The following is a 25743-nucleotide window of genomic DNA, read 5'->3' on the forward strand; positions in this document are numbered from 1 at the left end:
CCCGTGGCAGCGGCTTCAGCCGCCCCACGAAAGCGAAGCCCAGGACACCCGATGCCCGACTACCAGGCCACCACCGACTGGGCCCGTGCCCGGGACGCCGCCGATCCGCTGCACGCATTCCGCGGCGAGTTCCTGATCCCGCCGCACGAAGGCCGCGACAGCACGTACTTCTGCGGCAACTCGCTCGGCCTGCAGCCGCGCGCGGTGCGCGATGCGGTCAACGCGGAGCTGGACTACTGGGGCGAGCTGGGTGTGGAAGGCCACTTCAAGGGCCGCCTGCCTTGGATGGACTACCACGAGTTCGTGCGCGACGACCTCGCCGCCGTGGTCGGCGCCCGGCCCGGCGAAGTGGTAGCGATGAACACCCTGGGCGTGAACCTGCACCTGATGATGGTGAGCTTCTACCGCCCCACGCCCGAGCGCCACGCCATCCTGATCGAAGCCGGCGCCTTCCCCACCGACCGCTACGCGGTGGAGTCGCAGATCCGCTTCCACGGCTTCAGCCCCGCGCTGTCGCTGATCGAACTGGAGGCCGACGAACCGAACGGCACCACCTCGATGCAGGCGGTCGAGCGTGCGCTGGCCGAGCATGGCGAGCAGATCGCGCTGGTGATGCTGCCCGGCGTGCAGTACCGCACCGGCCAGGCGTTCGACCTGAAGGCAATCACCGAGCTCGGCCACCGGCACGGTTGCACGGTCGGCTTCGACCTCGCCCACGCGGTCGGCAACCTGCCGCTGCAGCTGCACGACAGCGGCGCCGACTTCGCGATCTGGTGCAGCTACAAATACCTCAACAGCGGCCCCGGCGCGGTCGGCGGCGCATTCGTGCACGAGCGCCACGCGCAAGCCAGGCTGCCGCGCTTCGCCGGCTGGTGGGGCCACGACAAGACCACCCGCTTCCAGATGGGTCCAGAGTTCCAACCCACGCCCGGCGCCGACGGCTGGCAACTGTCCAACCCGCCGATCCTGGCGCTGGCCCCGCTGCGCGTGTCGCTGGAAATCTTCCGCCGCGCCGGCATGGATCGCCTGCGCGAAAAATCACTGCAGCTCACCGGCTATCTGGAATGGCTGGTGCAGACCCAGTTGGCCGACGTGTTGCAGGTGGTAACCCCCACCGAACCCGAACGCCGCGGCGCCCAGCTGTCGATCCGCGTGACCGGCGGCCGCGAGCGCGGCCGCGCCTTGTTCGAGTACCTGATGGCAAACGGCGTCATCGGCGACTGGCGCGAACCCGACGTGATCCGCATCTCGCCGGCGCCGCTGTACAACCGGTTTGCGGATTGCCTGGCGTTTGCGGAGGCGGTGCGGGAGTGGGGTCGTGGCTGACGGATTCGATACCCTGACTGCTTATGTCCGCTATCGACCTATTTGAGCCGGTCGCGAACGGCAGCTTTCGGGATGGCCAATCAGTCTCGTGGGTCGTTTACGAGGGTGGTCAGGTCCGATGCCGAAATGGTCGAGAAGTTGGCCATATTCTCTTTGCCGCGCCGCATCGTTTTCCAGGAGCCCGCTGGCCGGCATCACGCGCATTCGTTGGCAACCCTGATTTCTAGGTGCCATAGGCCCTCTCATGTCACTCGATCGACTGTCCGGGCGTCGGACGCTGTGCTGTGCCCCACCGGACCGCTGCACCAACGCGCAAATGCCAGTCGAGCCAGCCGTGGGTCCTGAACCGCTTTTTTGCAATCGCGCGCGCTTGGCGTCACAAGGTGACGTAGCGTCACCGAGCCTGCACACCAGGAATTTGCGGCGAGCACCACGATATGCGTCTTGACGATGCGGCATGAACATTGCTGGGTTCTCTGGTGTTTTTCGTGCTTATTTCAAATAACGCGGATAGCAGTCGCATCGACGCCGCAAGGCGTGGATTGGTTTCGCGTAAAAACAGCGCAGAGAACACATGGAACGCCAGTTTCACTTTATTTCGGGCTTGCCGCGGTCCGGCTCGACTCTGCTTTCAGCCATTCTCAGCCAAAACCCCCGCTTTCGCGCGGGCATGTCCGGGCCGCTGGCCGGCATGTTCGGTGCGCTTCTCGGCGAAATGAGTGGGCGCAGCGAGTTTAGTGTCTTCATCGACGACACCCAGCGCCAGCGCGTGCTGCGCGGGATGTTCGACAACTACTACGCCGATTGTCCCGCCGAAGTCATCTTCGACACCAACCGCGCCTGGTGCGCGCGCCTGCCGGCGCTCAGCCAGCTGTTCCCGACGACCAGGGTCATCGCCTGCGTGCGCCAGGTGCCGTGGATCGTCGACAGCATCGAGCGCTTGATTCAGCAGAACGCCTTCAGCCCCTCGTCCATTTTCAACTACACGCCGGGCGGGACCATCTACACCCGCGCCAACGCCCTCGCCGGTGCTGATGGGTTGCTTGGCTATGCCTATGACGCATTGAAAGAGGCTTGCTACGGCGCTCATGCCGACAGGCTATTGCTGGTGCAGTACGAAACTCTCACCGCCGAGCCGGACAGAACGCTCGCCGCGATTTACGACTTTCTCGGCGAGCCGGTCTTCCAGCACGATTTCCAGCGCGTCAGCTACGACGCCCGCGCGTTCGATGCCAAGGCTGGCACGCCGGGGCTGCACGACGTGCGCCCCAAAGTCGCTCCGATCGAACGCTCCACCCTGCTGCCGCCGGATCTGTTCCAACGCTTTGCCGGTGACGCCTTTTGGCGCGATCCCGTGCGCCACCCCGCCGCGGTCGGGCTGATCTGAAGACGCTCGCCCACTTTATGCCTTTGCCCATCCGCCGGACCTCATCATGAATTGCACCTACCGCCTTGTCTGGAACCGCGCTCTGCGCGTCGTCCAGGTCGCTTCCGAGCTGTCGCACTCGCCGGGGGTAAGCAATCACGGTGTCGTTGACGCACGCCCGTTCGGCCGTAGGCGCCCGCTGGCGCTGGCCTGCGCTATGGCATTCACGCTGGCTTTGAGCGGCGTTGCACTGCCGGCAGCGGCAGCTTGTACGTCGGATGCGACGCACATCTGTGGCACAAATGGCAGCGCCGGCGGCGACGGCGGCGTAGGGACAAGTTATACGTCTGGTCAGACTCAGACAAACATTCTCAGTATCACCGGCGGCGACGGCGGCATTGGCGACCCTGGCCTCTCTGGCCCACCCGGCGGCACCGGCGACCCTGGCGGTACCGGTGGCATCGGTGGTGCGGGCGTCAGCGGAACCGGCTTCACGCTCACGAATAGCGGCAGCATCACCGGGGGTACCGGCGGCTTCGGTGGCATGGGAGGCACCGGAGGCTACGGTGGCTACGGCCAATACGGCGGCACCGGCGGCACCGGCGGTAGCGGCGGCATCGGCGCCATCGGTGGTGCGGGCGTCAGCGGTACCAGCTTCACGCTCACCAACAGCAGCAACATCACCGGCGGCACCGGCGGCACCGGCGGCACCGGCGGCACCGGCGGCGACGGTGGCAGCGGCAGCTACGGCGGCGGCAACGGTGGCAACGGCGGCACCGGCGGCACCGGCGGCACCGGCGGCGCGGGTGTCAGCGGGACCGACTTCACACTCACCAATAATGACAGCGTCACCGGCGGTACTGGCGGCTCCGGTGGCTCCCGCGGCCTTGGCGGCGGCGGCGGCGCTGGCGGATCCGGCGGCTACAACGGCTGGGTCGGCAACGGCGGCAACGGCGGCAACGGTGGTGCTGGCGTCAGCGGGACCGGCTTCACGCTCACCAATAGCAGCAGCATCACCGGCGGCACTGGCGGCACCGGTGGCTACGGCAGCCGTGGCTCCGGTGGCGGTATCGGCGGCGCGGGTGTCAGCGGGACCGGCTTCGCGCTCACCAACAGCAGCAGCATCACCGGCGGTACTGGCGGCACTGGCGGCACCGGCGGCACCTACGGCTTCCTCAACGGCGGCAACGGCGGAGCCGGCGGTGCAGGCGTCAGCGGGGCCGGCTTCACGCTCACCAATAGCGGCAACATCACCGGCGGCACCGGTGGCACGGTTGGCGCCAGCCTCTCCGGTACCGTTGGAACCGGTGGTCCCGGTGGTGCCGGTGTGGTCGGCACGGGCGGCAGCACCATCATCAACGCCGGCAGCATCAGCGGCGGCCTGGCCGGTGGCGGCACCACGCGAGCCGATGCCGTGGACTTTTCCGGTGGCGGCAACACGCTGACGCTGGAAAACGGCTACCGTTTCATCGGCAACGTGGTCAGCACCAGCGGAACGACGAACGGTGGCGACACCTTCACGCTGGGTGGCGATTCCGGCGGCACCGGCAACGGCACGTTCGACGTCTCCGCCCTCGTGACCACGGCACCGACCAGTTACACCGGCACGCCCCAGTACTACGGTTTCACCACCTACGCGAAAACCGGCACCAGTAGCTGGACGCTCACCGGCAGCACGGCCGCGGTGACGCCATGGAAGCTGGACGCCGGCACCTTGTCGATCTCCAGCGATGGCAATCTTGGCGCAGCAGCAGGCAACCTGACCTTCAACGGCGGTACCCTGGAAAACACGGCGGCGTTCAGCACCGCGCGCAACGTGACCCTCACGAACAGCGGAACCTTCCAGACCGACGCCGACCTCACCGCATCGGGCGTGATTTCCGGCGCGGGTACATTGACCAAGACTGGCAATGGCACCTTGACGCTGACCGGCGTCAACACCTACAGCGGCGGCACGACCATCGGCGCCGGCTCGCTGGTGCTCACCGGCAGCGGCAGCGTGGCGGCGTCCAGCGGACTGACCGACAGCGGCACGTTCGATATTTCCGGCACAACAGCTGGCACGACGATCACCAGCCTGGCAGGCAATGGCGCGGTGACCCTGGGTGCGCAGACACTGACGCTCAGCAATGCCGCCGGTACTTTCCGTGGCGCCATCGGCGGCACCGGTGGTCTCACGCTGACGAACGGCATGGAGACGCTGACCGGCGTCAATACGTACACCGGCGGCACCACGATCAACGGCGGCACGCTGGAAGTGGGGGACGCGGCCACGCCGTCAGCGTCGATCGACGGCAATGTGCAGGTCAACCATGGTGGCATTTTGCGCGGCCACGGCAGCATCGGCGGCAGCGTCATCAACGACGGCATCGTCTGGCCCGGCGGTTCTGTCGGCGTATTGACCGTCGACGGCAACTACACCCAGAACGCCGTCGGTACCTTGCAGGTCGACATCACGCCGACGCGAGCCTCCCAACTGCGGGTGCTGGGCACGGCTACCCTCGGTGGCACGCTGGTGCTGATCTATGCGCCGGGCACCTATACCGCCACCAGCTACAGCGTGATTCAGGCCACGGCCCTCAGTGGCACGTTCGCCACCACCAACACCTCCGGTTCCGTGCCCGCCGCGCTGAATTCCACGCTGACCTATACCGGCACGTCCGCCAGCCTGGAGCTCGCTCCCGCTTCCGCTCCTGCTCCTGCTCCTGCTCCTGCTCCTGCTCCTGCTCCTGCTCCTGCTCCTGCTCCTGCTCCGGCGCCACCGCCGCCACCGCCGCCACCGCCCACTCCGGCTGACATCAAAGTGGCGCCGCGCGATGGCGCGATCTACGCCAACCTGATGCGCATCGTGGCGCTGCAAGGTCAGCAGACGCTCGGTCGCCTTCTCGACGCCGCGCTCACCCCCCACGGGCCGTCCTGTTCCGGGGACGAGGCCACCCAAGACGACGCAACGGCATCGCCGTCGTGCAGGACCCGAGTATGGTTGCAAGCGACCGGCTCGAACGCGTCACTGGACGGCTCCAGTGGCTTGGACTCCACGGGGTTTAGCCTGCTGGCCGGCGCCGATGGCAACTTGGGTGACGGCGTCCACCTGGGTATAGACGCCGGTGCAGGGCAGATCAAGGCCACCGCCCGGATCGGTGGCCGCAACCGGATCCAGAACGTCCATGCCGGGCTTTACGGGTTTGCCGAAGCAGGCCCGCTGGTGCTCTCAGCCACCGCCGACGCGCTGCACAGCAACTACCGCGTCAACCGCGAGACCGGCATCGGTCTGGCGAATGCCGACCCCAGCGGAAATATGCTGTCCGGCGGTCTGCAGGCCGCGTGGCCAATCGCGCTGGCGGGTGGCCAGCTGACGCCCAAGCTCGGAGTGCTGTATCAGCACCAGGCGCTGGACGGCTTCGACGAGCAGGTGGCCAGCCGCAACCCGCTGGCGCCGGCTTACGCTGTCATCGGATCGCGCAGCACATCCACTTCGCTGCAACCATACGCGGCACTGGCATTCACCGGCGCATTCCAGGCTGGCCAAGTCACTTACGTGCCGCAGCTGCAGCTGGGATACCGCTTTGCCGCGCGCGGCAACGCATCCACGGTGCAGGTTACCGCCCAGGACGGCACGCTCTTCGCACTGCCCGGCACCGCGGTTGGCCGCGGCATGGGCGAAGTCGGAGCGAAGGTCAGCGCCGAGATCGGTGGATCGTGGAATTTGTCGCTGGACTACCAGGGCCTGTTCGCCAGCCACCTGCACGACAACGCGCTGTCGGTGGGGCTTACCAAGCACTTCTGAGGGTAGGCCGTCACTGCCACGCAACGGTTGTGCTTGTGCTTCCCGTCTCCCGCTACCGTGGCGACCACGGTAGCGGGAGATGCTCCTGGCGTGATGTCCATCGGCGACAGCCATCCTCTTGGTTGACATCGTCCCAGATACGGGTTGCTCGCCCGAGGTTAGGGAGTTGACATGAGCCGCACCACAGCGTCGTCCACGCGCTGGCCCAACTGGGTCGCGCCGAGCCTTGCCCGTGGCTGCGCGGCCCAGTCACTGACAGATAACCTGGGGCGCAACGATTTCGATTCGGACTATGCTCAGGCCGCGATGCAGGCATTGGGCGAGCCATGCGATGCCGGACACCAATCAGCGCTGGTGGCACATTGCCGGTCAGCGACTACGCCTACGACCGCCGCGACTGGCGGCGGGCAATCGCCCGAGGCCTGCGGCGGACGTTTGGCTGCATGAAAAGTGAAAGTTCAGCTGACCGGATACGTCATTGAACGGCAGCTTTGCGGCATGAATCTGAGGTAGCCGACCGTCTCTTCCTGGTCGAAAACGGACATTCAACACTGCGCCCGGCTCTGTGGATGTCGCACCTGCCCATCCCCGCGAACCACAAACCGCTCCACCGTGAGCGCTTCGGCGCCCATCGGTCCGTAGGCGTGCAGCCGTGTGGTGGAGATGCCGATCTCGGCGCCGAGGCCGAGTTCGCCGCCGTCGCTGAAGCGGGAGGAGGCGTTGACCATCACCACGGCGGAGCGGATCGCCTGCACGAAGTGTTGCGCGGCGGCTTGGTCGGCGGTGGCGATGACTTCGGTGTGGTCGGAGCCGTAGCGGCGGATGTGGGCGATGGCGGCGTCGAGGTCATCGACCACGCGCACGGCGAGGATCAGGTCGAGGAATTCAGCGGCGTAGTCGTCGTCGGTCGCCGCGTGCATGTCGGGTACCAGGGCGCGGCTGCGTTCGTCGCCGCGCAGTTCGACGCCGCGCTCACGCAGTGCCTGCGTGGCGCGTGGCAGGAACGCATCGGCCACGTCGCGATGCACCAGCAGCGTCTCCAGCGCGTTGCACACGCCGGGGCGCGAGGTCTTGCCGTCGATCAGCAGGTTCAACGCCAGGCCGAGGTCGGCGGCGCGGTCCACGTACAGGTGGCAGACGCCCTTGTAGTGCTTGATCACCGGCACGCGCGCGTGTTCGGCGACGAAGCGGATCAGGCCTTCGCCGCCGCGCGGGATGGCCAGGTCGACGATGTCGACGAGTTGCAGCAGCTCGACCATCGCCTCGCGGCCAAGATCCTGCAGCACCGTCACCGCCGCCTCGGGCACGCCGTGCGCGCGCAGCGCGGTGTGCAACGCCGCGGCGATGGCGAGGTTGGAATGGATCGCCTCGGAGCCGCCGCGCAGGATCACCGCGTTGCCGGCCATCAGGCACAGCGCCGCGGCGTCGGCGGTGACGTTGGGTCGCGCCTCGTAGATCATCGCGATCACGCCGAGCGGGATACGCACGCGCTCGACCGACAGGCCATTCGGCCGCGTCTCGCGGCGGGTCGTCACGCCGACCGGATCGGGCAGCTCGGCCACCTCGCGCAGCGCGCCGGCGATGCCGGCCACGCGCGCCTCGTCCAGCCGCAGCCGGTCGAGCATGGCGCCCTGCACGCCTTTCGCCGTGGCCTGGCGCATGTCCTCGGCGTTGGCGGCCAGCACCGCGGCGGACTGCGCTTCCAGCGCCGCGGCCATGTCGCGCAGCAACGCACGCTTCGCCTCGCTGCCCAGCGCCGCCACGACCCGGGCTGCGTCGCGGCAAGCCAGTGCCTGTTCGCGGATCGTGCTCATGCGCTGATCTCCTGCCCGGACGCGACCGGGCGGTTCATGCCGACGAGGTCGTCGCGGTGCACCACCTCGTCGCCGTAGCTGTAGCCGAGCACGCCGTCGATCTCGCGGCTGTGCCGGCCGGCCAGTCGGCGTACCTCGGCGGCGCCGTACTGGCTGAGTCCGCGCGCGACGGCGGCGCCGTACGCGTCGACGATCTCCACCAGGTCGCCGCGGTGGAACTCGCCGTCGGCGCCAAGCACGCCACCCGGCAGCAGCGAGACGCGCCCGCCGGCCAGCGCCTTCACCGCACCGGCGTCGATACGGATGCGGCCCGATGCGGCGGGTGCGTGGCGCAGCCAGTACTTGCGCGCCTGCAATCGCGTGGAAGCCGCGGCGATCAGCGTACCGCGCAGTCGCCCGCGTTGCAGCGCCTGCACGGTGGCCGCCTCGCGCCCGCTGAACAAGGCCGTGGGGATGCCGGCGGCAGCAGCCTTCGCCGCCGCCTGCAGCTTGGTGCGCATGCCGCCGGTGCCGGCCGCGCTGCCGCTGTCGCCGGCCATCGCGACGATCTCGGGGGTCAGCACGGCCACTTGCGCGATCGGCACGGCTGCGGGATCGCGCCGCGGGTCGGCGCTGTACAGCGCATCGACGTCGGAGGCGATCAGCAGCAGGTCGGCGTCGACCAGCGCGGCCACGATGGCGGCGAGGTTGTCGTTGTCGCCGAGCTTCAGTTCGTCCACCGAAACGGTGTCGTTCTCGTTGACCACCGGCAGCACGCCGAGCTGCAGCAGCTCGCGCAACGTGGCGCGCGCGTTGAGGTAGCGGCGGCGGTTGCGCAGGTCGTCGTGGGTCAGCAGCACCTGCGCCACCGGCCGCGCGGACAGGGATTGCCACAGCGCGATCATCGGTGCCTGGCCCAGCGCGGCCAGCGCCTGCCGCGCGGCGAGGCCGCCGCTGTCGCGCGCATGCTGGCGCAGCAGCGCGCGCCCGGCCGCCACCGCACCGGAGGACACCAGCACCACCTCGCGGCCATCGGCGTGGCTGGCGGCGATGAAGGCGGCCAGCGCAGCGGCATAGCGCGGGGTGAGGCCGCCGCCGTCGGCGGCGAGCAGGTTGCTGCCCACCTTGAGCACGGCACGGCGCCAGCTGGGCAACACCTGTTCGGGCAAAACGTCGCGCACTGTCTTCGTGTCGATCATCGCCATGCCCTGAGGCCTCTCAGCCGTCGAGTGCGCGCAGACGAACGCGCAATTCATCCAACCGCAAGTCGTTGCCGGCGCCCGGCGAGACGCGGGCGGCGAGGCTGCCTTCGGGCGTGCGCCCCTGCCCTGCCGATGCCGCGGTTTCCGCCGCCGCGCGATACGCATCGCGGAACGGCACGCCGACGGCCGCCTGTTCGATCGCCACGTCGGTGGCGTACATCGCCGGCTCGATCGCGGCGCGCATGGCGCCCGCGTTCCACTCAAGCCGTGCCAGCAGGTCGGGCACCAGCTCCAGTGCGCCCAGGCCGTGGCGCACGCCGTGGAACAGCGAACCCTTGGAGAACTGCAGGTCGCGCTGGTAGCCGGACGGCAGCGACAGCAGCTGCTCGATCTCGGTGCGCGCGGCGGCCACGCTGGCGTAGCTGGCGCGCAGCAGTTCGATCACGTCGGGGTTGCGCTTGTTCGGCATGATCGAGCTGCCGGTGGTGTACTCGGCCGGCAGCCTGACGAAGTTGAATTCGGCGGTGGTGAACAGCGACAGGTCCCACGCCAGCCGGCGCAGGTCGAGCAGCGCGCCGCCGATCGCCTCCAGCACGGCCATCTCGAACTTGCCGCGCGACAGCTGCGCGTAGATCGGCGATATCTGCATGCGCGCGAAGCCGAGCGCGCGGGTGGTGTGCTCGCGGTCGAGTTTCATGTTCACGCCGTAGCCGGCGGCGGTGCCGAGCGGATTCGCGTCGATCAACGTCATCGTCTGGCGCGCGCGCAGCGCATTGTCGATGAAGCCCTCGGCGAAGCCGGCAAACCACATCGCGGTGGACGAGACCACGGCGCGCTGCAGGTGGGTGTAGCCGGGCATCGGCACGGCTTCTTGCGACGCGCGCTCAAGGCAGGCCTCGGCGATCGCGCGGCAATGCGCCTCCAGCGCGGCCAGCTTGTCCTTCAGCCACAGCCGGGTGGCGACCAGGATCTGGTCGTTGCGGCTGCGCCCGGTATGCACGCGGCGGCCGGCGTCGCCGAGGCGCTCGGTGAGGCGGGCCTCGATCGCCGAATGGCCGTCCTCGTAGCGCTCGTCCAGCACGAACCCGCCGCTCGTGAAATCGTCGGCCAGCGCATCCAGCTCGCGCTTCAGTGCGGCGGCTTCGTCGGCGTTGACCACGCCGATGTTGGCCAGCCCTTCCACGTGCGCCTTGCTGGCGGTGATGTCGTGCAGGAAGAACTCGCGATCCAGCAGCACGTCGTCGCCGGCGAGGAACTGCATGATCTTCGCGTCGATCCGGATGCCGGCTTTTTGCCAGAGGGGTTGGGTCATGGTGGTGTCCTGAAATCGGCTAGAGCGGAATCGCGGTGTACTCGTCCACGCCGATCGCGCGGTTGATGTTCTGCATCGCCTGGGTGGCGGCGCCCTTCAGCAGGTTGTCCAGCGTGGCCACGATCACCACGCGCTTGCCGTCGGCCGATACGGCGAAGCCGCCGACCTCGGCATGGTGGCGGTGCGCGATGCGGCTGACCCACGGCGCCTCGTCGGTCACGACGGCCAGCTTCTCGCCGTCGTAGGCGGCACGGAAACGCTGCAGCACGTCCTCGCGTTTCAGCGGGCGGGTGAGATACAGGTTGGTGGTGACGGTGAGCCCGCGGAAGTGCGGCGCCACGTGCGGCATGAACTCCACCGGCACGCCGAGCCGGAACGACGCTTCCTTCTCGTGCATGTGGCTGGTGAGCGCGTACGGCATCAGGTTGTCGCGCAGCTTCTCCGGGTCGTTCTTGTCCGACGGCGTGGTGCCGGCGCCGGAGTAACCGGAGACGCCGAAGCACACCGGTGGCGCAGCCAGCAGGTCCTTCAGCGGCGCGATGGAGAGCTGCATCGCGGTGGCGTAGCAGCCGGGATTGCTGATGCGCTTCTCGCCCCGCCACTGCCCGCGGGTGAGTTCCGGCAGGCCGTAGTACCACGACGGGTCGAAGCGGTAGTCGGCGGAAAGGTCGAGGATCAACGTGTCCGGCTTCGTCGCGTCGATTGCCTCGACGAACGGCGCCGCCTTGCCGTTGGGCAACGCCAGGATCACCACGTCAGCACCCTGCGCCGCGACCGCGGCCGGATCCAGGCTGGCATAGCGCAGTTCGCCGGCGAAACCGTCGACGTGATCGGCCACGCGCTGGCCGTCCAGCTCGCGCGAGGAAACGAAGGCCAGTTGCAGCACCGGATGCGCCGCGATCAGGCGGATCAGTTCCATCCCGGTATGGCCGCGCGCGCCAACGATGCCTACCGTTTTCCTGTTCGTGTCCATGGCTCAATCCACCAGTGTCGGCTGGCGTTGCGCGCAATGCGCCACGCAGCGGGAGATCGTGTCGAAACCGTCGATGCCGTACCAGAACACCTTCCAGCGCGGCTGCTTGAGGCAGCCGTCCGACTCGGCATAGTAGAAAGGGTTAACCGGATTGCCGTGGCGCGAGCGCCAGAACAGCCGCGGATTCTCCTCGCGCATCACCTGCCACACCGCGCGGCCCAGGCCTTCGCCCTGCGCGTCGTCGAGCACGGCGAACTTGTCGAGATACGGCAAGCCGTCCACCTCGGTGAGGATCATCGCGGCGCGGTAGTTCTCGCTGACGTAGATGCGCATCGGCGTGGTGCGCTCGAAATAGTCCGGCACCAGGGTGCGGCCGAAGCTGGACTCGATCAGCCCGCGCATGCGCGCGCGGTCCACGCCGTCCCAGGAATCGAAGCGCAACACCTTCTCGCCACGCCGCACCAGGGTGCCGGAACCCTTGTGGGTGAACAATTCCTTGGCCAGTTCGGACGGGCGGGTGATGGACACCGATGAAGTCAGCGGCAGGTCGGCCAGCAGGTCGGCGATCTGCCCGATCTTCAACCGCATGCCGCCGTTGATCCACGGCTGCGCCATCAAATGATCGAACTCGGTGCTCAGATTGATCGAATCGATCACTTTGCCGTGCTCGTCGAGCAGTCCGCCGGTGCCGGTGAGGAACACGATCTTGTACGGCTGCAGCACGCGCACCAGTTCGTTGGCGGCGAAGTCGGCATTGATGTTGAGGATCTGGCCTTCGTCGGTTTCGCCCAGGCTGGCGATCACCGGGATGGAGTTCGCGCGCAGGCTGGCCTCGATCGGCGCCAGGTTGATGCTGCGGACCTTGCCGACCAGACCGTAGGTATCGCGGTCCAGGTAGTCGGCCATGAACACGCCTGTCGCCACCGACGTGGCGCGCGTATCCATCGACTGCAGCGCCTCGACCAATTTCAGGTTCTGCTGCTGGAACACGCGGCGCACGATGCCGAGCGCCTTCGGCGAAGTCACGCGCAGGCCATCGATGGTTTGTTTCTCGATGCCGGCGGCGGCCAGCTCCTCGTCCAGCTGCGGGCCGGCGCCGTGCAGCACGATCGGGGTCAGGCCGACCTGCTGCAGAAAGGTCAGCGACGAGGCGAGATCGGCCAGCTCGTCGCGCAGCACCGCGCCGCCGACCTTGACCACGGCAAAGCGCTTGGCGTCCAGCTCGGAGAAGCGCTTGAGGTACTGCTGGATCTCCTTCGCGCTGCCCATGCTCGAAAGCAGGCGCACGATGGTCTTGCGGGTGTGCTTATGCGTTTCCATGTTTATTCCTTGCGTTCATCCGTGAACGCCAGAGTCAAAAACCGGCCTTCCCTGGCCGGACTTCTCGATGATTCGATAAACCGTTTGTGCATAGCGCTCGAGCTGGTCCAGTCCGACCCACTCGTCGGCGCTGTGCGCCTGCGCGATGTCGCCGGGGCCGTAGACGAAGGCGGTGTAGCCGGCGGCGGAGAACAGCGCAGCCTCGGTCCAGAAGTCCACCGCGTTGCCGACCGGAATGCCCAGCTCGTCGGCGAGGTCGCGCGCGACCAGCCGGTTCGCCTCGGCGTTCGCCGTGTCGCCGGCCGGCAGCGAGGCGCCGCGGAAGGTTTCCGCGAACTCCACCGGCGCCGGCTCGACCAGCGAGCGGAACTGGGTCAGCAAGCGGTCCGGGTCCATCGTCGGCAGCGGCCGCATGCCGAAGCGGACCTCGGCACTCGGCGCGATCATGTTCGCCTTGATGCCGCCCTCGATGCGGCCGATGTTGAAGCGCAGGCCGGTCAGTCCGCCGAAGCGTTCGTGCGACTGCGCCGCCACGAACTCCAGCGCCGCGTTGCCCCAGCGCACGGCCTGGTGCAGCGCGCTGTCGCCGGGCTTCTGCTCGCCCGAGGCGTGTCCGGCCTGGCCGGCAAAGCGCATCAGCACCGACTGGATGCCGCGATGCGCCAGCACCGCCTCGCCCTTCGTGGGCTCGGCCACGATCACCGCGTCGTAGGCATGCGGTTCGCGCAGGAAGCCGGCGATGCAGCGCGCATCGTTCGCCTCCTCGTCGGTCGAAAACAGCAGTGCGAGATCGCCGTCGCTGGCATTGGCCGCCGCCAGCAACGCAGCCGCCGCCCCCTTGATGTCGCACGCGCCCAGGCCGATCGCACGGTCGGCGGTGACCCGCAGCGCGTGCGGGTCGGCGGTCCAGGCCGGCGAGTCCGGCACGGTGTCCAGGTGCACGTTGAACAGGACCTTCGGCTGGCCACGCACCGCGTGCAGGGCTACCGCGCCGGCGCCGAAGTCGGTCACCGTCACCTCGAAGCCGGGCAGTTGCGCGCGCAGGTAGTCGAAGATGCCGCCGGTATCGATCGCGCGCGGCGGGTTGCGCGTGTCGAAACCGACCAGCGCCTCCAGGTGTTTCAACGTGGCATCGAGCAGTGCGCTCATCCGCGATTGACCTCGGCCCACAGCGTGCTGCTCATGCCGAACAGCTTGATGAAGCCCTCGGCCTCTTCCACGCCCCAGTCGGCCGACTGCGCGTAGGTGGCGCCCTTGGCGTTGAGGATGTGCTTCGACTCCACCGCCACCGCGCCGACGCTGCCGCCGTTCGTCTCCAGCGTCACCGTGCCGTTGACGGTGGACTGGCTGGACGCCAGGAACGCCTCCAGGTCGGTCTTCAGCGGGTCGTGGAAGAAGCCCTCGTAGACCAGCTCCACCCACTTGCGCGCCACCTCGGGCTTGAAGCGGTTCTGCTGCTTGCTGAGCACGGCCTCTTCCAGCGCGCGGTGCGCGGTTAGCAACGCGGTCAGGCCCGGCGCCTCGAAGATGATGCGGCCCTTGAGGCCGATCGTGGTGTCACCGGTGTAGAGGCCGCGACCCACGCCGTACTGCGCGAACAGGCCGTTGAGCTTCGCCAGCATGGTGTGCCCGGCGATCGCCTCGCCGTCCAGCGTCACCGCCTCGCCGTTGACGAAGCCGATCTTCACCCGCAGCGGTTTGGACGGCCATTCGGCGCGCGGCTTGCACCAGCCCACCGCGTCGGCGCCGGGCGCCTGCCACTGGTCGATCTCGCCACCGGACATGGTCAGGCCGAGCAGGTTCTCGTTGATGGTGTAGGCCTGCTGCTTGGCGCGCACGCCGAAGCCGCGGTCTTCCAGGTACTTCTGCTCGTACGCGCGCGTCTGCGTATGCTCCTTCTGGATCTCGCGGATCGGCGCCACGATCTGGTAGTCGCCCAGCGCCTTCACCGCCAGGTCGAAACGCACCTGGTCGTTGCCCATGCCGGTGCAGCCATGCGCGATCGCCTTCGTGCCGAGTTCGGCGGCGCGCTTCAGCGCGGCTTCGACGATCAGGTAGCGGTCGGACACCAGCAGCGGGTACTGGCCCTGGTAACCCTCGCCCGCCCACACGAACGGCTTGACGAAGCCGTTCCAGATCGCCGGGCCGCCATCCACGGTGACGTGGCTGGCCACGCCCAGCTCCTGCGCGCGCCCTTCGATGAAGGCGCGCTCCGCGGCATCCACGCCACCGGTATCGGCAAACACGGTATGCACGGCCCAGCCGCGCTCCTGCAGATAAGGCACGCAGAAACTGGTGTCGAGGCCGCCGGAGAAGGCGAGGACGATGTCTTTGCTCATGGCTTGCATATCCTGGAAAGAAGGGTGGTCAGGCGGATTCGACGACGACGCGCGGCTCGCAGCGCACCGGGAAATTCACGGAATTGGCGATGAAGCAGGCGTGATGCGCCGCCTCGTGCGCGGCCTCGGCCTTGGCCGGGTCGCTGGCGGCAGTGATGGTCACCGTGGGGCGCAGCACCACTTCGACGAAGCGGCCGCCATCGCCTTCGGTGGCCATCGTGCCTTCGGCAGCATCGCTATACGCCGTCACCACCACGCCGGCCACGGTGGCCATGTGCAGATACGACAGCATGTGGCAGGTCGACAATGCCGTGACCAGCATGTCCTCGGGATTGTGCTTCGCGGCATCGCCGCGGAAGGTGGGGTCGGAGGAACCGGCGATCGCCGGCTTGCCGTCGATGCGGATGACGTGGTCGCGGCTGTAGTTGCGGTAGCCGTCCGTGCCGCTGCCGAGGTTGCCGGTCCACTCCACGGCGACGCGATAGTGATGCTGATGGTTCACGGTTTCGATTCCTCTTGTTGGGACATCCATGCGGCCAGTTCCGCGTCGCCATCGCCGTCGCGCTCGCGCAGCCCGGCGATCACGCCCGCGCGGTTGCGCGCGGGATGGTTCTGGCTCAGCTTGAACTTGCCTTCGATGCGATCGATCGAGACTTCGAGGCCGACGATCGCGCGCAGCGAGGTCTCGATATGGTCGTCCGGCGCGTCGCTGATCTTCCATGGCTGCGGCTGGCCCGCTTCATGGTGATCGGTCAAGGTTTCCAGCAGACGACGCAGCCACGTCGCGTCATCGATCACGCGCAGCCGGCCGTGCACGTGCACCACCGCGTAGTTCCAGGTCGGTACCTCGCGCCCGGTCTCGTGCTTGCTGGGGTACCAGTTCGGGCTGATGTAGCCGTCCGGGCCCTGGAACACCAGCAGCACTTCGGCGCCGTCCAGTCGCGCCAGTTCGTTGCCGCGGGCGACATGGCCGTGCAGCACCTCACCGACGAGTTCGAACGGCAGGTGATTGGCCGTCAATCCGTCGGCCGCGCGGGTCACCAGCGTGGCGAACGGGTACGCGCGGATCAGCCCGTGCAGGGATTCGACGCGGCTTTCCACGAAATGCTTCGGCGTGTACATGACGGCTCAGCCCTGCCCGATCAGCGAAGCCATCACCGCCTTCTGCACGTGCAGGCGGTTCTCGGCCTCGTCGATGGCGATGCAGGCGGGCGAATCCATCACCGCATCGGTGGCCTTGATGTTCCGGCGCAGCGGCAGGCAGTGGCTGAACAGGCCATGGTTGGTCAGCGCCATCTTCGCCTCGTCGACGATGAAGTGCCTGCTCGCCTCGCGAACCGGTTTTTCCTGCTCCCAGCGGCCGAAGAACGGCAGCGCGCCCCAGCTCTTGGCGTAGACCACGTCGGCGCCGGCATAGGCTTCCTCGATGTTGTGGCTGACCTTCAGCGAGCCGCCGCTCTGCTCGGCGTTCAGACGGCCAAACGCCATGTAGCGCTCGTCCAGCACGTAATCGGGCGTGGGGCACAGCAAGGTCACGTCCATGCCCATCTTCGTCGCGATCAGCAGCGCGGAGTTCGCCACCGCGGTGTTCAGCGGCTTCGGGTGATAGGTCCAGGTGAGCACGTACTTTTTGTTCTGCAGGTCGCCCAGGTGCTCCTTCAGCGCCAGCGCGTGGGCCAGTTCCTGGCAGGGATGGGTGATCGTCTCCATGTTGATCACCGGCACCGTGGCGTACTGGGCGAAGGCCTTGATGACCTTATCCTCGCGATCGACCGACCAGTCCTGGAACTTCGGGAACGCACGCACGGCAATCAGGTCGACGTAGCGGCTGAGCACCCGCGCCACCTCGGCGATGTGCTCCTCGGTATCGCCGTCCATCACGCTGCCGACCTCGAACTCGATCGGCCACGCGTCCTTGCCCGGCGCCAGCACGATCGCGTGGCCACCCAACTGGAACGCGCCCAGCTCGAAGCTGGTGCGGGTGCGCATCGAGGGATTGAAGAACAGCAATGCGATCGACTTGCCGGCGAGCTGCTGGCCGCGCGGCGAACGCTTGAACGCGGCGGCCTGCTCCAGCAACGCATCGATCTCGGCGCGGCTGTAATCCTGGGTGGTGATGAAGTGCCGAATGGTCATGGGTGAAGGTGCCCTTGGTGAAGAGTCCGGCCATTGGATGGCCGGGGTGTGGCGGATGGATTCGCGTGAAGTACAGCCCAGAACACAAAAAAACCCGGCGCGATGGCCGGGCTTTGTCGTCGATGCACATGGAACGCGTGCGACTGCCTACCCGGCTGAAGGTCCATCCAGCGGTCGGCGCGCACGCGACGTCATGCCAGCAGCCGCGCGGGCGCTGGTCAGTACGGTGGCGGTATAGACGGCTGAAGACATGCAGATTCCGGGTCGCGAGTGCGCATGATGGCGGCAATCCCGCTGCTGTGCAACAAGAAGTTGAATAGCGGAAATCACATCGCCGCCCGAAGGCGGCGATGGATGGGGGATCAGTCGGCCGGGTCGACCTGCACGCGCACCCGCAGCCGTTCGCCGGGGTCGTAGTTGAGGCGCGAGGTGTAGACCTCACCGCGATAGCGATATTCCACGTCGTAACCGATGACCCGCCGCTGCTCGCTGATGGCGCTGACCTGGCGGCATTGCGTCTGCGTGTCCTCGTAATCGCGGCCCCGGTCCGAGACCCGGTTGCCGACCGCGCCACCCGCCACCGCGCCGGCCACGGTGGCGGCCTTGCGGCCATCACCCTTGCCCACGGTATTGCCCAGCACGCCGCCGATCACCGCACCCAGCACGGTACCCACCGCACCATTGCCACCTTCATGGCGGACCACGGGCTGCTCGTAGCATTCCTGGCGCGGCACTTCCGTGCGCGAAATACCCTGCACCGGATCCGCGCGCAGAACATCCGCCCAGCCGTAGTGGGCGTTGTCGTCAACATTCGGGCCGCGCACATCCTGCGCACCGACACCGGTGGCGATCAGGGCGAGCCCGAGCGCGGAGAGCCATAACCTGGTCATTGCGACCTCCATCGGGAAACATCTGGACGCGCCAACGCGCGCAATGACTGCATTCGAACAAAATCACGCTGAATACACGCTTAGAACCGACCCGGCGCCGCCAACGCGCTTACTCCTTGTTAAGATGCCGGGCTGGCCGCGCACCGCCTATGCGCGCCCCACGATGCGGATGCCACGATGCCGATTTCGCTCTACAACAGCCTGACCCATCGCACCGAACCGTTCGCCCCGCTCGACCCCGAGCGCGTGACCATGTACCTGTGCGGCCCCACGGTCTACAACTACGTGCACATCGGCAACGCGCGCGGACCGGTGGTGTTCGACGTGCTGGCCCGGCTGTTGCGCCGTCATTACCCGCAGGTCATCTACGCGCGCAACATCACCGACGTGGACGACAAGATCAACGCGGCCGCGCAGCAACAGGGCGTGCCGATCGGCACGATCACCGAGCGCTTCGCGCAGGCCTATCGCGAGGACATGGCCGGACTGGGCGTCGCGCCGCCGGATATCGAGCCGCACGCCACCACCCACATCGGCCCGATCATCGCGATGATCGAGAGCCTGCTCGACAGCGGGCACGCCTACGCCGCCGAAGGCCACGTATTGTTCGACGTCGGGTCGTTTCCCGCCTATGGCGAGCTGTCCCGCCGCGACACCGAGGAGTTGGTGGCCGGCGCGCGCGTCGAGGTGGCGCCGTACAAGCGCAGCCCGGCCGACTTCGTGCTGTGGAAGCCGTCCACGCCGGACCTGCCCGGCTGGGACAGCCCATGGGGCATCGGACGTCCCGGCTGGCACATCGAATGCTCGGCGATGAGCGCAGCGCATCTGGGCGAGACCATCGACATCCACGCCGGCGGCGTCGACCTGCTGTTCCCGCACCACGAAAACGAGATCGCCCAATCCACCTGTGCACACGGCGGCAAGGTGTTCGCGCGCTGGTGGATGCACAACGGCATGCTGACGTTCGGCGGCCGCAAGATGTCCAAGTCGCTGGGCAATGTCCTGCTGGTGCACGAATTGCTGAAGCTGCACCCGGCCGAGGCACTGCGTCTGCGGTTGCTGAGCGGCCATTACCGGCAACCGCTGGATTGGTCCGAAGGCGCCATCCAACAGGCGGTGAGCACGCTCGACGGCTGGTATCGCGTGCTGCGCGACCTGACCAACGTCGAACTGCCTGCAGGCGACTTGCCGGTACCCGAGCGCGTCGAAGCCGCTCTGTGCGACGACCTCAACACCCCGCAGGCGCTGGCCGAACTGGCAGTGCTGGCCGATGCCGCACGCCAGTCCGGCGCCGCCGAGGCAAAGGCTGCCCTGCTCGGTGGGGGCGCCCTGCTCGGCCTGCTGCAGCAGGATGCGGAAGCATGGTTCAAGCGCGGCGGCGAACAGGTCGTGGATGCCGCGCATGTCGACGCGCTGCTGGAAGAGCGCCGCGCCGCCCGCGCTACGCGCGACTTCAAGCGCGCCGACGCGATCCGCGACGAACTGGCGGCCATGAACATCGCCATCGAGGATGGCGCCCAAGGCACGCGCTGGAGCGTGCAGAAGAGTTGAGGTACCGCCCGCGGCGCGAATTCAGCTCGTTCGCGCGATAATGCCCGCATGAACAGCATCACCCTCACCAGCGCCGCACAGGTACAGCAGGACATCGCCGAGGAGTTCGCGTTCTTCGGCGATTGGACCGAGCGCTATCAATACCTGATCGATCTCGGCAAGCAGCTGCCGCCGTTTCCGGAGGCATGCAAGAGCGAGGAATATCGCGTACACGGTTGCCAGTCGATGGTGTGGCTGGTGCCAAGCGGCAATGCGGCGAGGATGCACTTCGAGGCGATCAGCGATTCGGCGATCGTCTCCGGCCTGATCGCCCTGGTGTTGCGTGTGTATTCGGATCGTTCCGCGCAGGAAATTGTAGCCACCGAGCCGCAGTTCATTGCCGCGATTGGCCTGGCCAAGCATCTCTCGCCTACCCGCTCCAACGGCCTGGCTGCGATGTTGGCGAAACTGAAGGGGTATGCGGCGCAGGCGCTGGCTTGAGCGTTTTCCGCCCTTTCCTGGCGGCAAGGCGCTGAACGACAAAGCCCCGCGTGAAGCGGGGCTTTGTCGTTCCATGGTGCCTGGCTGAAATCAGTCGCCCATCTGCTTCTGCAGGTGTTCGCGACGCTCCTGTGCATCCAGCGACAAGGTCGCGATCGGGCGCGCATCAAGCCGGTCAATGCCGATTTCCTCGTCGGTCTCCTCGCAGAAACCGTAGCTGCCTTCCTCGATCCGGCGCAGCGCCTTGTCGATCTTGGAGATCAGCTTGCGGTAACGGTCGCGGGTCCGCAGCTCCAGCGAATTTTCGGTTTCGCGGGTAGCCCGCTCGGCTTCGTCACCCACATCGCGCACTTCCTCGCGCAGGTTGTCCATGGTCTGGCGAGATTCCTCCACCAGCTGGTCGCGCCAGTCGCGCAGCTTGTTGCGGAAGTAGGCCAGGTGCTGCGGGTTCATGTACTCCTCGTTGGCAGAAGGGTGGTAACCCTTGGGCAACGTGATGTTGCTGGTGGAAGGCAGCGCGTACCGCCCGTCTTCACGGGTGATGCCGTTATCGAGTTTTTTTGTAGCCAATTTATTCATTGAGGACGACGAGGTTTTCTGATTCTTGTGAGAGGAAGCGTGACTCGCCGCAGCAGGAGCTGCGCGCGGCGTCACCATGGCGGTTGCACTCGCCACCTTGCCTTTGAACAGGCTGCTGGCGGGTGCCGGGGATACGTTCTTGATGGCCGGAGCCGGGGTCGGCGCAGCCTTCGTCGCCGGCTTGCTGACGGGCTTGGCCACGACCTTGGCCGGCTTGGCGGTTGTCTTGTCGACCGGTTTCGTTGCCGGTTTCGCCAACTGCCTTGCCGGTGCAGCCGTCTTGCTCGCTGCCGGCTTGGCGCCGGGCTTGGCTTTCTTGGCCGCTGCGGGTTTGCCCTTGCCATTCTTGACGGCGACTTTCGTCGGCGCTGGCTTCTTGGCGACGGGCTTCCTGATGGCCGGTTTGCTGGCGGCCACTTTCTTGATCGCGACTTTTTTCGCCACCGCTTTTCTGGCCGCGGATTTTTTGGCCGGCGCTGCCTTCCTGGTTGACGGCTTGGTCGCGGCCTTCGCGGCCGCCAGCCGGGCCACCGGCTTCTTGGCCGCGCTCGGCTTGGCCACGACCTTCTTGGCCGCGCTCGGCTTGGCCACGACCTTCTTGGTCGCAGCCTTGCTGACGGGTTTGCTCACGGTCTTCTTTGCAGGTGTCTTGGCGCTCTTCACGGTCCGCCCCTTTGTGGCAGCTGTCTTCGACTTGCCGGCGCCAGCGTCATGCGCCTTGGCCGAAGTCTTCCCTTTCTGCGCCTTAGCGGCGGTCGAACTGCGAGTCGTTTTCGCCATATCCCTTCACCGTTTTTGGCCGTGGCGGCCGGGTGTTATAGCCGATGTGTTCTACACCAGCAAGCCTGCATCTGGAATACTTGTACCACTACATGCCGCAAGCCGTTCTGGTTACGTGAATCTCCTGACCCGTTTGATACTGTGGTTGATCGGTTTGTACAAGCGCTGGCTCAGTCCGCTGCTGGGCCCGCGCTGCCGGTTTCACCCTACCTGCTCGGATTATGCACGGATTGCCGTCAGCCGCTTCGGCCCCTGGCGCGGCAGCCTGCTTGCCGTTTGGCGGCTGCTGCGTTGCCAGCCCCTGTGCACCGGCGGCGACGACCCGGTGCCGGAGCATTTCCACTATCCCCGATGTCGTTGCCGGGGGGATTCGGCGGACGTCCAGTGACTGGCTGAACGTGCCGGAAGGAAGCACGCGGACACGAGGCCCCGTCCGTCACGCTGCTTCGGCTTTCACCCCAGGGACTTCGGCGATTTCGTCCCGTCGAGGACGAACGATTCATCCGCACGTATCCATCAACCCGCCTGAATGGATGGAACCTCGCGGCTGAAATTGTTCGCGCAGAAGGCGGCTTGCCGGCGACCGCCGCTCTCCTGGATGGGCGGGAAAGAGCCGTCAGGGTGCCGAACCGTAACCGCCCGCCACGCCCTTGCTCGCGTACGCCACCGCATCGTGCGGATGCAGGCTTTCCTGGTGTTCGACGCGGATGTGGAAGTCGCTCAATGCGGCGTCGGCGTCGAGGGCCTTCTGGATGCGTCGGGCGGCATCCTCGCAGAACATCAGGTTGCTGCCGTTGGCCAGCGCGAAGGCCTGCTCGTCCTCACGCTTCACGGCGGTTTGAACCGGCGTGCCCAGGGCATGCTCGACGCGGTCGATCAGGTCGATCAGATCAAAGCCCGCGCCCGGCACCAGGCGGACGCGCAGGCGCGCGACGCTTCGTTGGGCGTGCGGCGTGGCCACAATGCCGCGCTCGCTGCCGAGCCACGCCAGCACGGCCGAGTGATCGATCGGTTGATTCGCGCCGAAGTCGCTGGCGAACTGGTCCTGAATCAACTGGCGCGACAACGCGGCAGAGGCGGGACAGGTCGAGGAATAGACCACCTCGGTGCCGAATTCGAGCAGGAAATCATCGCCGGCAAGGCTGGCTTCCATGCACACCGGGTACGCGCGCCAGCCGCTGTTGGCACTGCGCAAGGCGGGGCGGCGCACGAGGTGCTCGAACTGGATGCTGACGCAGGCGCGGTCGGAAAGGTCTCTATGCGAATCCAGAAAACCGCGCAGCAAGGCATGCAGCGAATCGACGGAGATCCTTTGGGTGCTCAGCGCCTGCTCGACCTGCAGGTACAGGCGCGACATGTGGATGCCGCGCTTGTCCGGCCGGGCCAGGTTGACGAAAGCGCCGACCCTCGCGCCGGTGCGTTGCACCTGGCCATCGCCTGCATCGAAAAGCACCGGCACCTGAATCTCGGCCATGCCGACCCAGTCCAGCGCACCAGCAAGATGCGGCTGCGCGTGCACGGCAACGTCGGGAAGGAGACGCGCGGTATTTTCCTGGTTCGGCATGGTGGGTTCCTGACATCGGCAGTGACTCGCCGCGAAGCAGACGATTTTGGGGCAGGCAGACCGCTGCGCAATAGTGATGTGGTGGAAACGCTGCGTTCCGGATGATTTTTACGCCACTTGCCGGCGCCATGCACGAGCGGCCCGCCACGCCTGCAAGGTGGTGACAAGACTGCTTCGCGGCTGTCCAGTCTGCAAGGCGGCCAGCGCGTCGGCGGCATGTGCGGCCTGTTGCGCCAGCCTGCTGGCGTGTCGCGATTCCAGTGCGCGAAACACGCTCAACGGGCCGGGCAGCGTGGCCGACACTTTCCAGCCGGCCAGCAAGTCATCCAGTTGCGCCTTGACGGCCTGCTGTCGCGCCTCGCCAACGGAGCGCAGTTGCGCCCGGCTCAGTCCATGCCGCGCCAGCCGCGACATCGGCAAGGGCAGGCGGTCGCGCTCGGCATCGTGCTCCAGCCGCAGCAGTGCGTACAGCAGGTGGTTGAGCGTGGCGACCTGCGCGGCCTGCGCAGGCGAAGCGGCAGCGCCATACCACCAGGCCGTCTCCAATGCGGCCAGCGCGCCGTGCAGTGGCATGGCCGCATCCAACTGGGCGGCGAAGTCCGCGGCGGTGCCCTGTTCCAGCTGGGCCATCGCCGCCAGCACCGGCGCGAGCCAGAGGTCGCCGCCCAGGACATGGGCGCGCTCGTCGTCGAACAACACCTGGGTCAGCGGATGACGGCCGCCGCTGGCCGCCGCACCAGCCAGCTCCTCGGCCCACCAGTTGAGCTTGGCCGCGGCGACCTGCGGCTCACGAATGCCATAGGCGGCGCCGAGCAGTTCCTGCTCCAGCGCAGCCAGCGCGACGTGGCCGGGATAGCGCCGTCCATCGACGAACACCAGCGCGACGCGCTGCTGCGGCTGCACCGCCAGCCATTTGTCGATGAAACTCTGCAATACGGCGTTTTGTTCGACCAGTTCGATCATGCGACAAGCGGTTGCAACTGCAGCAATTCGGCCAGCTCGGCCGGGTGATCCAGCACCCTGTCCGCGCCCCATGTGTGGGGATCGCCACCGTCCAGGTAGCCCCAGCTCACGGCCATCGTGTAGAGCCCCGCCGCGGCGCCGGCCACGATATCGCGACGGTCATCGCCGATGAACAGCGTACGCGCCGCTGCCACGCCGGCGCGCTCGCAGGCCAGCAGCACCGGGGCCGGATCGGGCTTCTTCACCGCCAGGGTGTCGCCGGATACCACGGCGCTGGCGCGGCCGGTCCAGCCGATGCGCCGGATCAGTTCGTCGGTGAGAAAGGCCGCCTTGTTGGTGACGATGCCCCAGCGCAGGCAATGCGCTTCGACCCTGGCGAGCAGGTCATCGATACCATCGAAAGCTCGCGTCTGCTGCCCCATCACGTCCTGGTACAGTTGCAGGTAACGTGGTGTCAGCGCCTCCAGCGCGGGCTCGCCGCGCTCGGCAAAGGCACAGCGCAGCACGGCACGGGCGCCACGCGAAACCACTTCGCGCACCGGCGCGTACGGCGGCGACGGCACGCCCTCTTCCGCGCACTGAGCAAGCAACGCCGCGTACAGGTCGGGGGCGCTGTCGAGCAAGGTGCCGTCGAGGTCGAACAGCACGCCTTCAATGTTCCCGGGCAGCGGCTTCATGCAGGCTTGCGCGCGCTGAGGATGTAATTGACGGCGGTGACCCTGCTCAACCACGCCTTGCGATTGAGCGGGTTGTAGCCCAGCCCCGAGACATCCTCCAGTTCCAGCCCGGCATGTCGCAGCAGACGACCCAGCTCGGACGGCTTCAGGAATTGCGCATAATGATGAGTGCCCCGCGGCAGCATGCGCATCACGTACTCGGCACCGACGATCGCCGCGCCGAACGCGGCCGGGGTGCGGTTGATGGTGGAGATGACCAGCCGGCCGCCCGGTTTCAGCATCGCGGCCAGGTCGTTCACCAGCCCGGCGGGGTCGGGTACGTGCTCGATCAGTTCCATGCAGCACACCGCGTCGAAACTTTCCGGTTCGGCCGTGGCGAGCGCGGCCGAAGACTGCACGCGGTAGTCGATGTCGAGCCGCGACTCGTACAGGTGCAGCTTCGCAATCCCGATCACCTTCTCGCCCAGGTCGATGCCGGTGACCTTCGCGCCGGCGCGGGCCAGCGCTTCGCTCAGCAGGCCGCCGCCGCAACCGACGTCGGCGACCCGCGCAGAGGGCAAATCCAAGCGCGCGGCGACGTAAGCGGTGCGCACCGGGTTGAGATCATGCAGCGGACGCGATTCGCCATCCGGATCCCACCAGCGTGCAGCCAGGCTGTCGAAGCGGGCAATTTCTGCGGGGTTGACGTTGGCCGCGTTCTGCATC

The 25743-nt window shown here is 67.2% G+C and carries 22 protein-coding genes and 1 pseudogene; 7 read left to right on the forward strand and 16 right to left on the reverse strand.

What is annotated here, in order from left to right; all coding sequences use genetic code 11:
• Positions 1 to 51: 51 nt before the first annotated feature.
• From kynU to ACFPME_RS15340, 4 genes and pseudogenes are all read left to right on the forward strand, one after another.
• Positions 52 to 1326 (forward strand): kynureninase, encoded by a 1275-nt coding sequence (gene kynU / locus ACFPME_RS15325; RefSeq protein WP_377306522.1) that lies wholly within the window; start codon positions 52 to 54, stop codon positions 1324 to 1326.
• Between the two features lie 574 nt (positions 1327 to 1900).
• Complete coding sequence (locus ACFPME_RS15330; RefSeq protein ID WP_377306523.1) at positions 1901 to 2713, forward strand: sulfotransferase family protein; 813 nt, start codon at positions 1901 to 1903, stop codon at positions 2711 to 2713.
• A 46-nt stretch (positions 2714 to 2759) separates the two neighbouring features.
• Positions 2760 to 2837 (forward strand): annotated as a pseudogene (locus ACFPME_RS15335) (ESPR-type extended signal peptide-containing protein); the annotation flags it as partial.
• 399 nt (positions 2838 to 3236) lie between these two features.
• On the forward strand, positions 3237 to 6479 hold the full coding sequence (locus ACFPME_RS15340) for an autotransporter outer membrane beta-barrel domain-containing protein (protein ID WP_377306792.1): 3243 nt from the start codon (positions 3237 to 3239) through the stop codon (positions 6477 to 6479).
• Between the two features lie 545 nt (positions 6480 to 7024).
• On the opposite strand, the gene ACFPME_RS15345 is transcribed toward ACFPME_RS15340, so the two are convergent.
• The 11 genes from ACFPME_RS15345 to ACFPME_RS15395 all read right to left on the reverse strand — a co-directional run bounded on the left by ACFPME_RS15345 (position 7025) and on the right by ACFPME_RS15395 (position 18444).
• Positions 7025 to 8293, reverse strand: coding sequence for a glutamate-5-semialdehyde dehydrogenase (locus tag ACFPME_RS15345; protein WP_377306524.1), 1269 nt, complete (start codon positions 8291 to 8293; stop codon positions 7025 to 7027).
• Positions 8290 to 9477 (reverse strand): glutamate 5-kinase, encoded by a 1188-nt coding sequence (proB, locus tag ACFPME_RS15350; protein ID WP_377306525.1) that lies wholly within the window; start codon positions 9475 to 9477, stop codon positions 8290 to 8292. The genes ACFPME_RS15345 and proB overlap by 4 nt, the downstream gene beginning before the upstream one ends.
• 13 nt (positions 9478 to 9490) lie before the next feature.
• A complete protein-coding gene (gene argH / locus ACFPME_RS15355) occupies positions 9491 to 10786 on the reverse strand; it encodes an argininosuccinate lyase (RefSeq protein ID WP_377306526.1) in 1296 nt (431 codons plus the stop codon).
• A 19-nt stretch (positions 10787 to 10805) separates the two neighbouring features.
• Entirely contained in the window at positions 10806 to 11759 is a 954-nt protein-coding gene (gene argC / locus ACFPME_RS15360) for an N-acetyl-gamma-glutamyl-phosphate reductase (protein ID WP_377306527.1), read from the reverse strand.
• 3 nt (positions 11760 to 11762) lie between these two features.
• Positions 11763 to 13079 carry an acetylglutamate kinase gene (locus ACFPME_RS15365; RefSeq protein WP_377306528.1) on the reverse strand — a complete coding sequence of 439 codons (1317 nt, stop codon included), beginning with the start codon at positions 13077 to 13079 and terminating at the stop codon, positions 11763 to 11765.
• Positions 13080 to 13094: 15 nt separating this feature from the next.
• Complete coding sequence (locus ACFPME_RS15370) at positions 13095 to 14228, reverse strand: acetylornithine deacetylase (RefSeq protein WP_377306529.1); 1134 nt, start codon at positions 14226 to 14228, stop codon at positions 13095 to 13097.
• The gene (locus tag ACFPME_RS15375) at positions 14225 to 15418 is read right to left on the reverse strand and encodes an argininosuccinate synthase (RefSeq protein ID WP_377306530.1); all 1194 of its coding nucleotides are present in this window, start codon (positions 15416 to 15418) and stop codon (positions 14225 to 14227) included. Before ACFPME_RS15375 ends, ACFPME_RS15370 begins: the two co-directional genes overlap by 4 nt.
• Before the next feature lie 28 nt (positions 15419 to 15446).
• The gene (locus tag ACFPME_RS15380; RefSeq protein ID WP_377306531.1) at positions 15447 to 15920 is read right to left on the reverse strand and encodes an OsmC family protein; all 474 of its coding nucleotides are present in this window, start codon (positions 15918 to 15920) and stop codon (positions 15447 to 15449) included.
• Positions 15917 to 16540 (reverse strand): FMN-binding negative transcriptional regulator, encoded by a 624-nt coding sequence (locus ACFPME_RS15385; RefSeq protein WP_377306532.1) that lies wholly within the window; start codon positions 16538 to 16540, stop codon positions 15917 to 15919. The genes ACFPME_RS15380 and ACFPME_RS15385 overlap by 4 nt, the downstream gene beginning before the upstream one ends.
• Before the next feature lie 6 nt (positions 16541 to 16546).
• Complete coding sequence (locus ACFPME_RS15390; protein WP_377306533.1) at positions 16547 to 17554, reverse strand: N-acetylornithine carbamoyltransferase; 1008 nt, start codon at positions 17552 to 17554, stop codon at positions 16547 to 16549.
• A 362-nt stretch (positions 17555 to 17916) separates the two neighbouring features.
• The gene (locus ACFPME_RS15395) at positions 17917 to 18444 is read right to left on the reverse strand and encodes a glycine zipper 2TM domain-containing protein (RefSeq protein WP_377306534.1); all 528 of its coding nucleotides are present in this window, start codon (positions 18442 to 18444) and stop codon (positions 17917 to 17919) included.
• 177 nt (positions 18445 to 18621) lie between these two features.
• On the opposite strand from ACFPME_RS15395, the gene cysS reads away from it, so the two are divergent.
• A complete protein-coding gene (gene cysS, locus ACFPME_RS15400) occupies positions 18622 to 19995 on the forward strand; it encodes a cysteine--tRNA ligase (RefSeq protein WP_377306535.1) in 1374 nt (457 codons plus the stop codon).
• Positions 19996 to 20043: 48 nt separating this feature from the next.
• A complete protein-coding gene (locus ACFPME_RS15405) occupies positions 20044 to 20475 on the forward strand; it encodes a SufE family protein (RefSeq protein WP_377306536.1) in 432 nt (143 codons plus the stop codon).
• A 90-nt stretch (positions 20476 to 20565) separates the two neighbouring features.
• On the opposite strand, the gene dksA is transcribed toward ACFPME_RS15405, so the two are convergent.
• On the reverse strand, positions 20566 to 21834 hold the full coding sequence (gene dksA / locus ACFPME_RS15410) for an RNA polymerase-binding protein DksA (protein ID WP_377306537.1): 1269 nt from the start codon (positions 21832 to 21834) through the stop codon (positions 20566 to 20568).
• Positions 21835 to 21949: 115 nt separating this feature from the next.
• Between dksA and yidD the strand changes: the two genes are divergently transcribed.
• Positions 21950 to 22222 carry a membrane protein insertion efficiency factor YidD gene (gene yidD, locus ACFPME_RS15415; RefSeq protein ID WP_377306538.1) on the forward strand — a complete coding sequence of 91 codons (273 nt, stop codon included), beginning with the start codon at positions 21950 to 21952 and terminating at the stop codon, positions 22220 to 22222.
• A 228-nt stretch (positions 22223 to 22450) separates the two neighbouring features.
• Here the strand turns inward: yidD and folE2 are convergent, their stop codons facing one another.
• The 4 genes from folE2 to ubiG form a co-directional block, all read right to left on the reverse strand.
• Positions 22451 to 23398 (reverse strand): GTP cyclohydrolase FolE2, encoded by a 948-nt coding sequence (gene folE2 / locus ACFPME_RS15420; RefSeq protein ID WP_377306539.1) that lies wholly within the window; start codon positions 23396 to 23398, stop codon positions 22451 to 22453.
• Between the two features lie 108 nt (positions 23399 to 23506).
• Complete coding sequence (locus tag ACFPME_RS15425; RefSeq protein WP_377306540.1) at positions 23507 to 24361, reverse strand: isoprenoid biosynthesis enzyme family protein; 855 nt, start codon at positions 24359 to 24361, stop codon at positions 23507 to 23509.
• Positions 24358 to 25038, reverse strand: coding sequence for an HAD-IA family hydrolase (locus tag ACFPME_RS15430; RefSeq protein ID WP_377306541.1), 681 nt, complete (start codon positions 25036 to 25038; stop codon positions 24358 to 24360). Before ACFPME_RS15430 ends, ACFPME_RS15425 begins: the two co-directional genes overlap by 4 nt.
• A complete protein-coding gene (gene ubiG, locus ACFPME_RS15435; protein WP_377306542.1) occupies positions 25035 to 25742 on the reverse strand; it encodes a bifunctional 2-polyprenyl-6-hydroxyphenol methylase/3-demethylubiquinol 3-O-methyltransferase UbiG in 708 nt (235 codons plus the stop codon). The genes ACFPME_RS15430 and ubiG overlap by 4 nt, the downstream gene beginning before the upstream one ends.
• Between the last annotated feature and the right edge of the window lies 1 nt (position 25743).

It is taken from the genome of Rhodanobacter umsongensis (assembly GCF_042654965.1).
GTDB classification, from domain to species: domain Bacteria; phylum Pseudomonadota; class Gammaproteobacteria; order Xanthomonadales; family Rhodanobacteraceae; genus Rhodanobacter; species Rhodanobacter umsongensis.

What these genes read in the sequence shown, in the direction of transcription:
- ACFPME_RS15345 (WP_377306524.1), bottom strand. Translation starts at nt 8,293, where the DNA reads ATGAGCACGATCCGCGAACAGGCACTGGCTTGCCGCGACGCAGCCCGG.
- kynU (WP_377306522.1), top strand. Translation starts at nt 52, where the DNA reads ATGCCCGACTACCAGGCCACCACCGACTGGGCCCGTGCCCGGGACGCC.
- ACFPME_RS15375 (WP_377306530.1), bottom strand. Translation starts at nt 15,418, where the DNA reads ATGAGCAAAGACATCGTCCTCGCCTTCTCCGGCGGCCTCGACACCAGT.
- ACFPME_RS15405 (WP_377306536.1), top strand. Translation starts at nt 20,044, where the DNA reads ATGAACAGCATCACCCTCACCAGCGCCGCACAGGTACAGCAGGACATC.
- argH (WP_377306526.1), bottom strand. Translation starts at nt 10,786, where the DNA reads ATGACCCAACCCCTCTGGCAAAAAGCCGGCATCCGGATCGACGCGAAG.
- argC (WP_377306527.1), bottom strand. Translation starts at nt 11,759, where the DNA reads ATGGACACGAACAGGAAAACGGTAGGCATCGTTGGCGCGCGCGGCCAT.
- ACFPME_RS15330 (WP_377306523.1), top strand. Translation starts at nt 1,901, where the DNA reads ATGGAACGCCAGTTTCACTTTATTTCGGGCTTGCCGCGGTCCGGCTCG.
- ACFPME_RS15370 (WP_377306529.1), bottom strand. Translation starts at nt 14,228, where the DNA reads ATGAGCGCACTGCTCGATGCCACGTTGAAACACCTGGAGGCGCTGGTC.
- folE2 (WP_377306539.1), bottom strand. Translation starts at nt 23,398, where the DNA reads ATGCCGAACCAGGAAAATACCGCGCGTCTCCTTCCCGACGTTGCCGTG.
- ACFPME_RS15395 (WP_377306534.1), bottom strand. Translation starts at nt 18,444, where the DNA reads ATGACCAGGTTATGGCTCTCCGCGCTCGGGCTCGCCCTGATCGCCACC.
- ACFPME_RS15340 (WP_377306792.1), top strand. Translation starts at nt 3,237, where the DNA reads ATGGGAGGCACCGGAGGCTACGGTGGCTACGGCCAATACGGCGGCACC.
- ACFPME_RS15365 (WP_377306528.1), bottom strand. Translation starts at nt 13,079, where the DNA reads ATGGAAACGCATAAGCACACCCGCAAGACCATCGTGCGCCTGCTTTCG.
- ubiG (WP_377306542.1), bottom strand. Translation starts at nt 25,742, where the DNA reads ATGCAGAACGCGGCCAACGTCAACCCCGCAGAAATTGCCCGCTTCGAC.
- ACFPME_RS15425 (WP_377306540.1), bottom strand. Translation starts at nt 24,361, where the DNA reads ATGATCGAACTGGTCGAACAAAACGCCGTATTGCAGAGTTTCATCGAC.
- ACFPME_RS15385 (WP_377306532.1), bottom strand. Translation starts at nt 16,540, where the DNA reads ATGTACACGCCGAAGCATTTCGTGGAAAGCCGCGTCGAATCCCTGCAC.
- dksA (WP_377306537.1), bottom strand. Translation starts at nt 21,834, where the DNA reads ATGGCGAAAACGACTCGCAGTTCGACCGCCGCTAAGGCGCAGAAAGGG.
- ACFPME_RS15390 (WP_377306533.1), bottom strand. Translation starts at nt 17,554, where the DNA reads ATGACCATTCGGCACTTCATCACCACCCAGGATTACAGCCGCGCCGAG.
- ACFPME_RS15430 (WP_377306541.1), bottom strand. Translation starts at nt 25,038, where the DNA reads ATGAAGCCGCTGCCCGGGAACATTGAAGGCGTGCTGTTCGACCTCGAC.
- proB (WP_377306525.1), bottom strand. Translation starts at nt 9,477, where the DNA reads ATGGCGATGATCGACACGAAGACAGTGCGCGACGTTTTGCCCGAACAG.
- cysS (WP_377306535.1), top strand. Translation starts at nt 18,622, where the DNA reads ATGCCGATTTCGCTCTACAACAGCCTGACCCATCGCACCGAACCGTTC.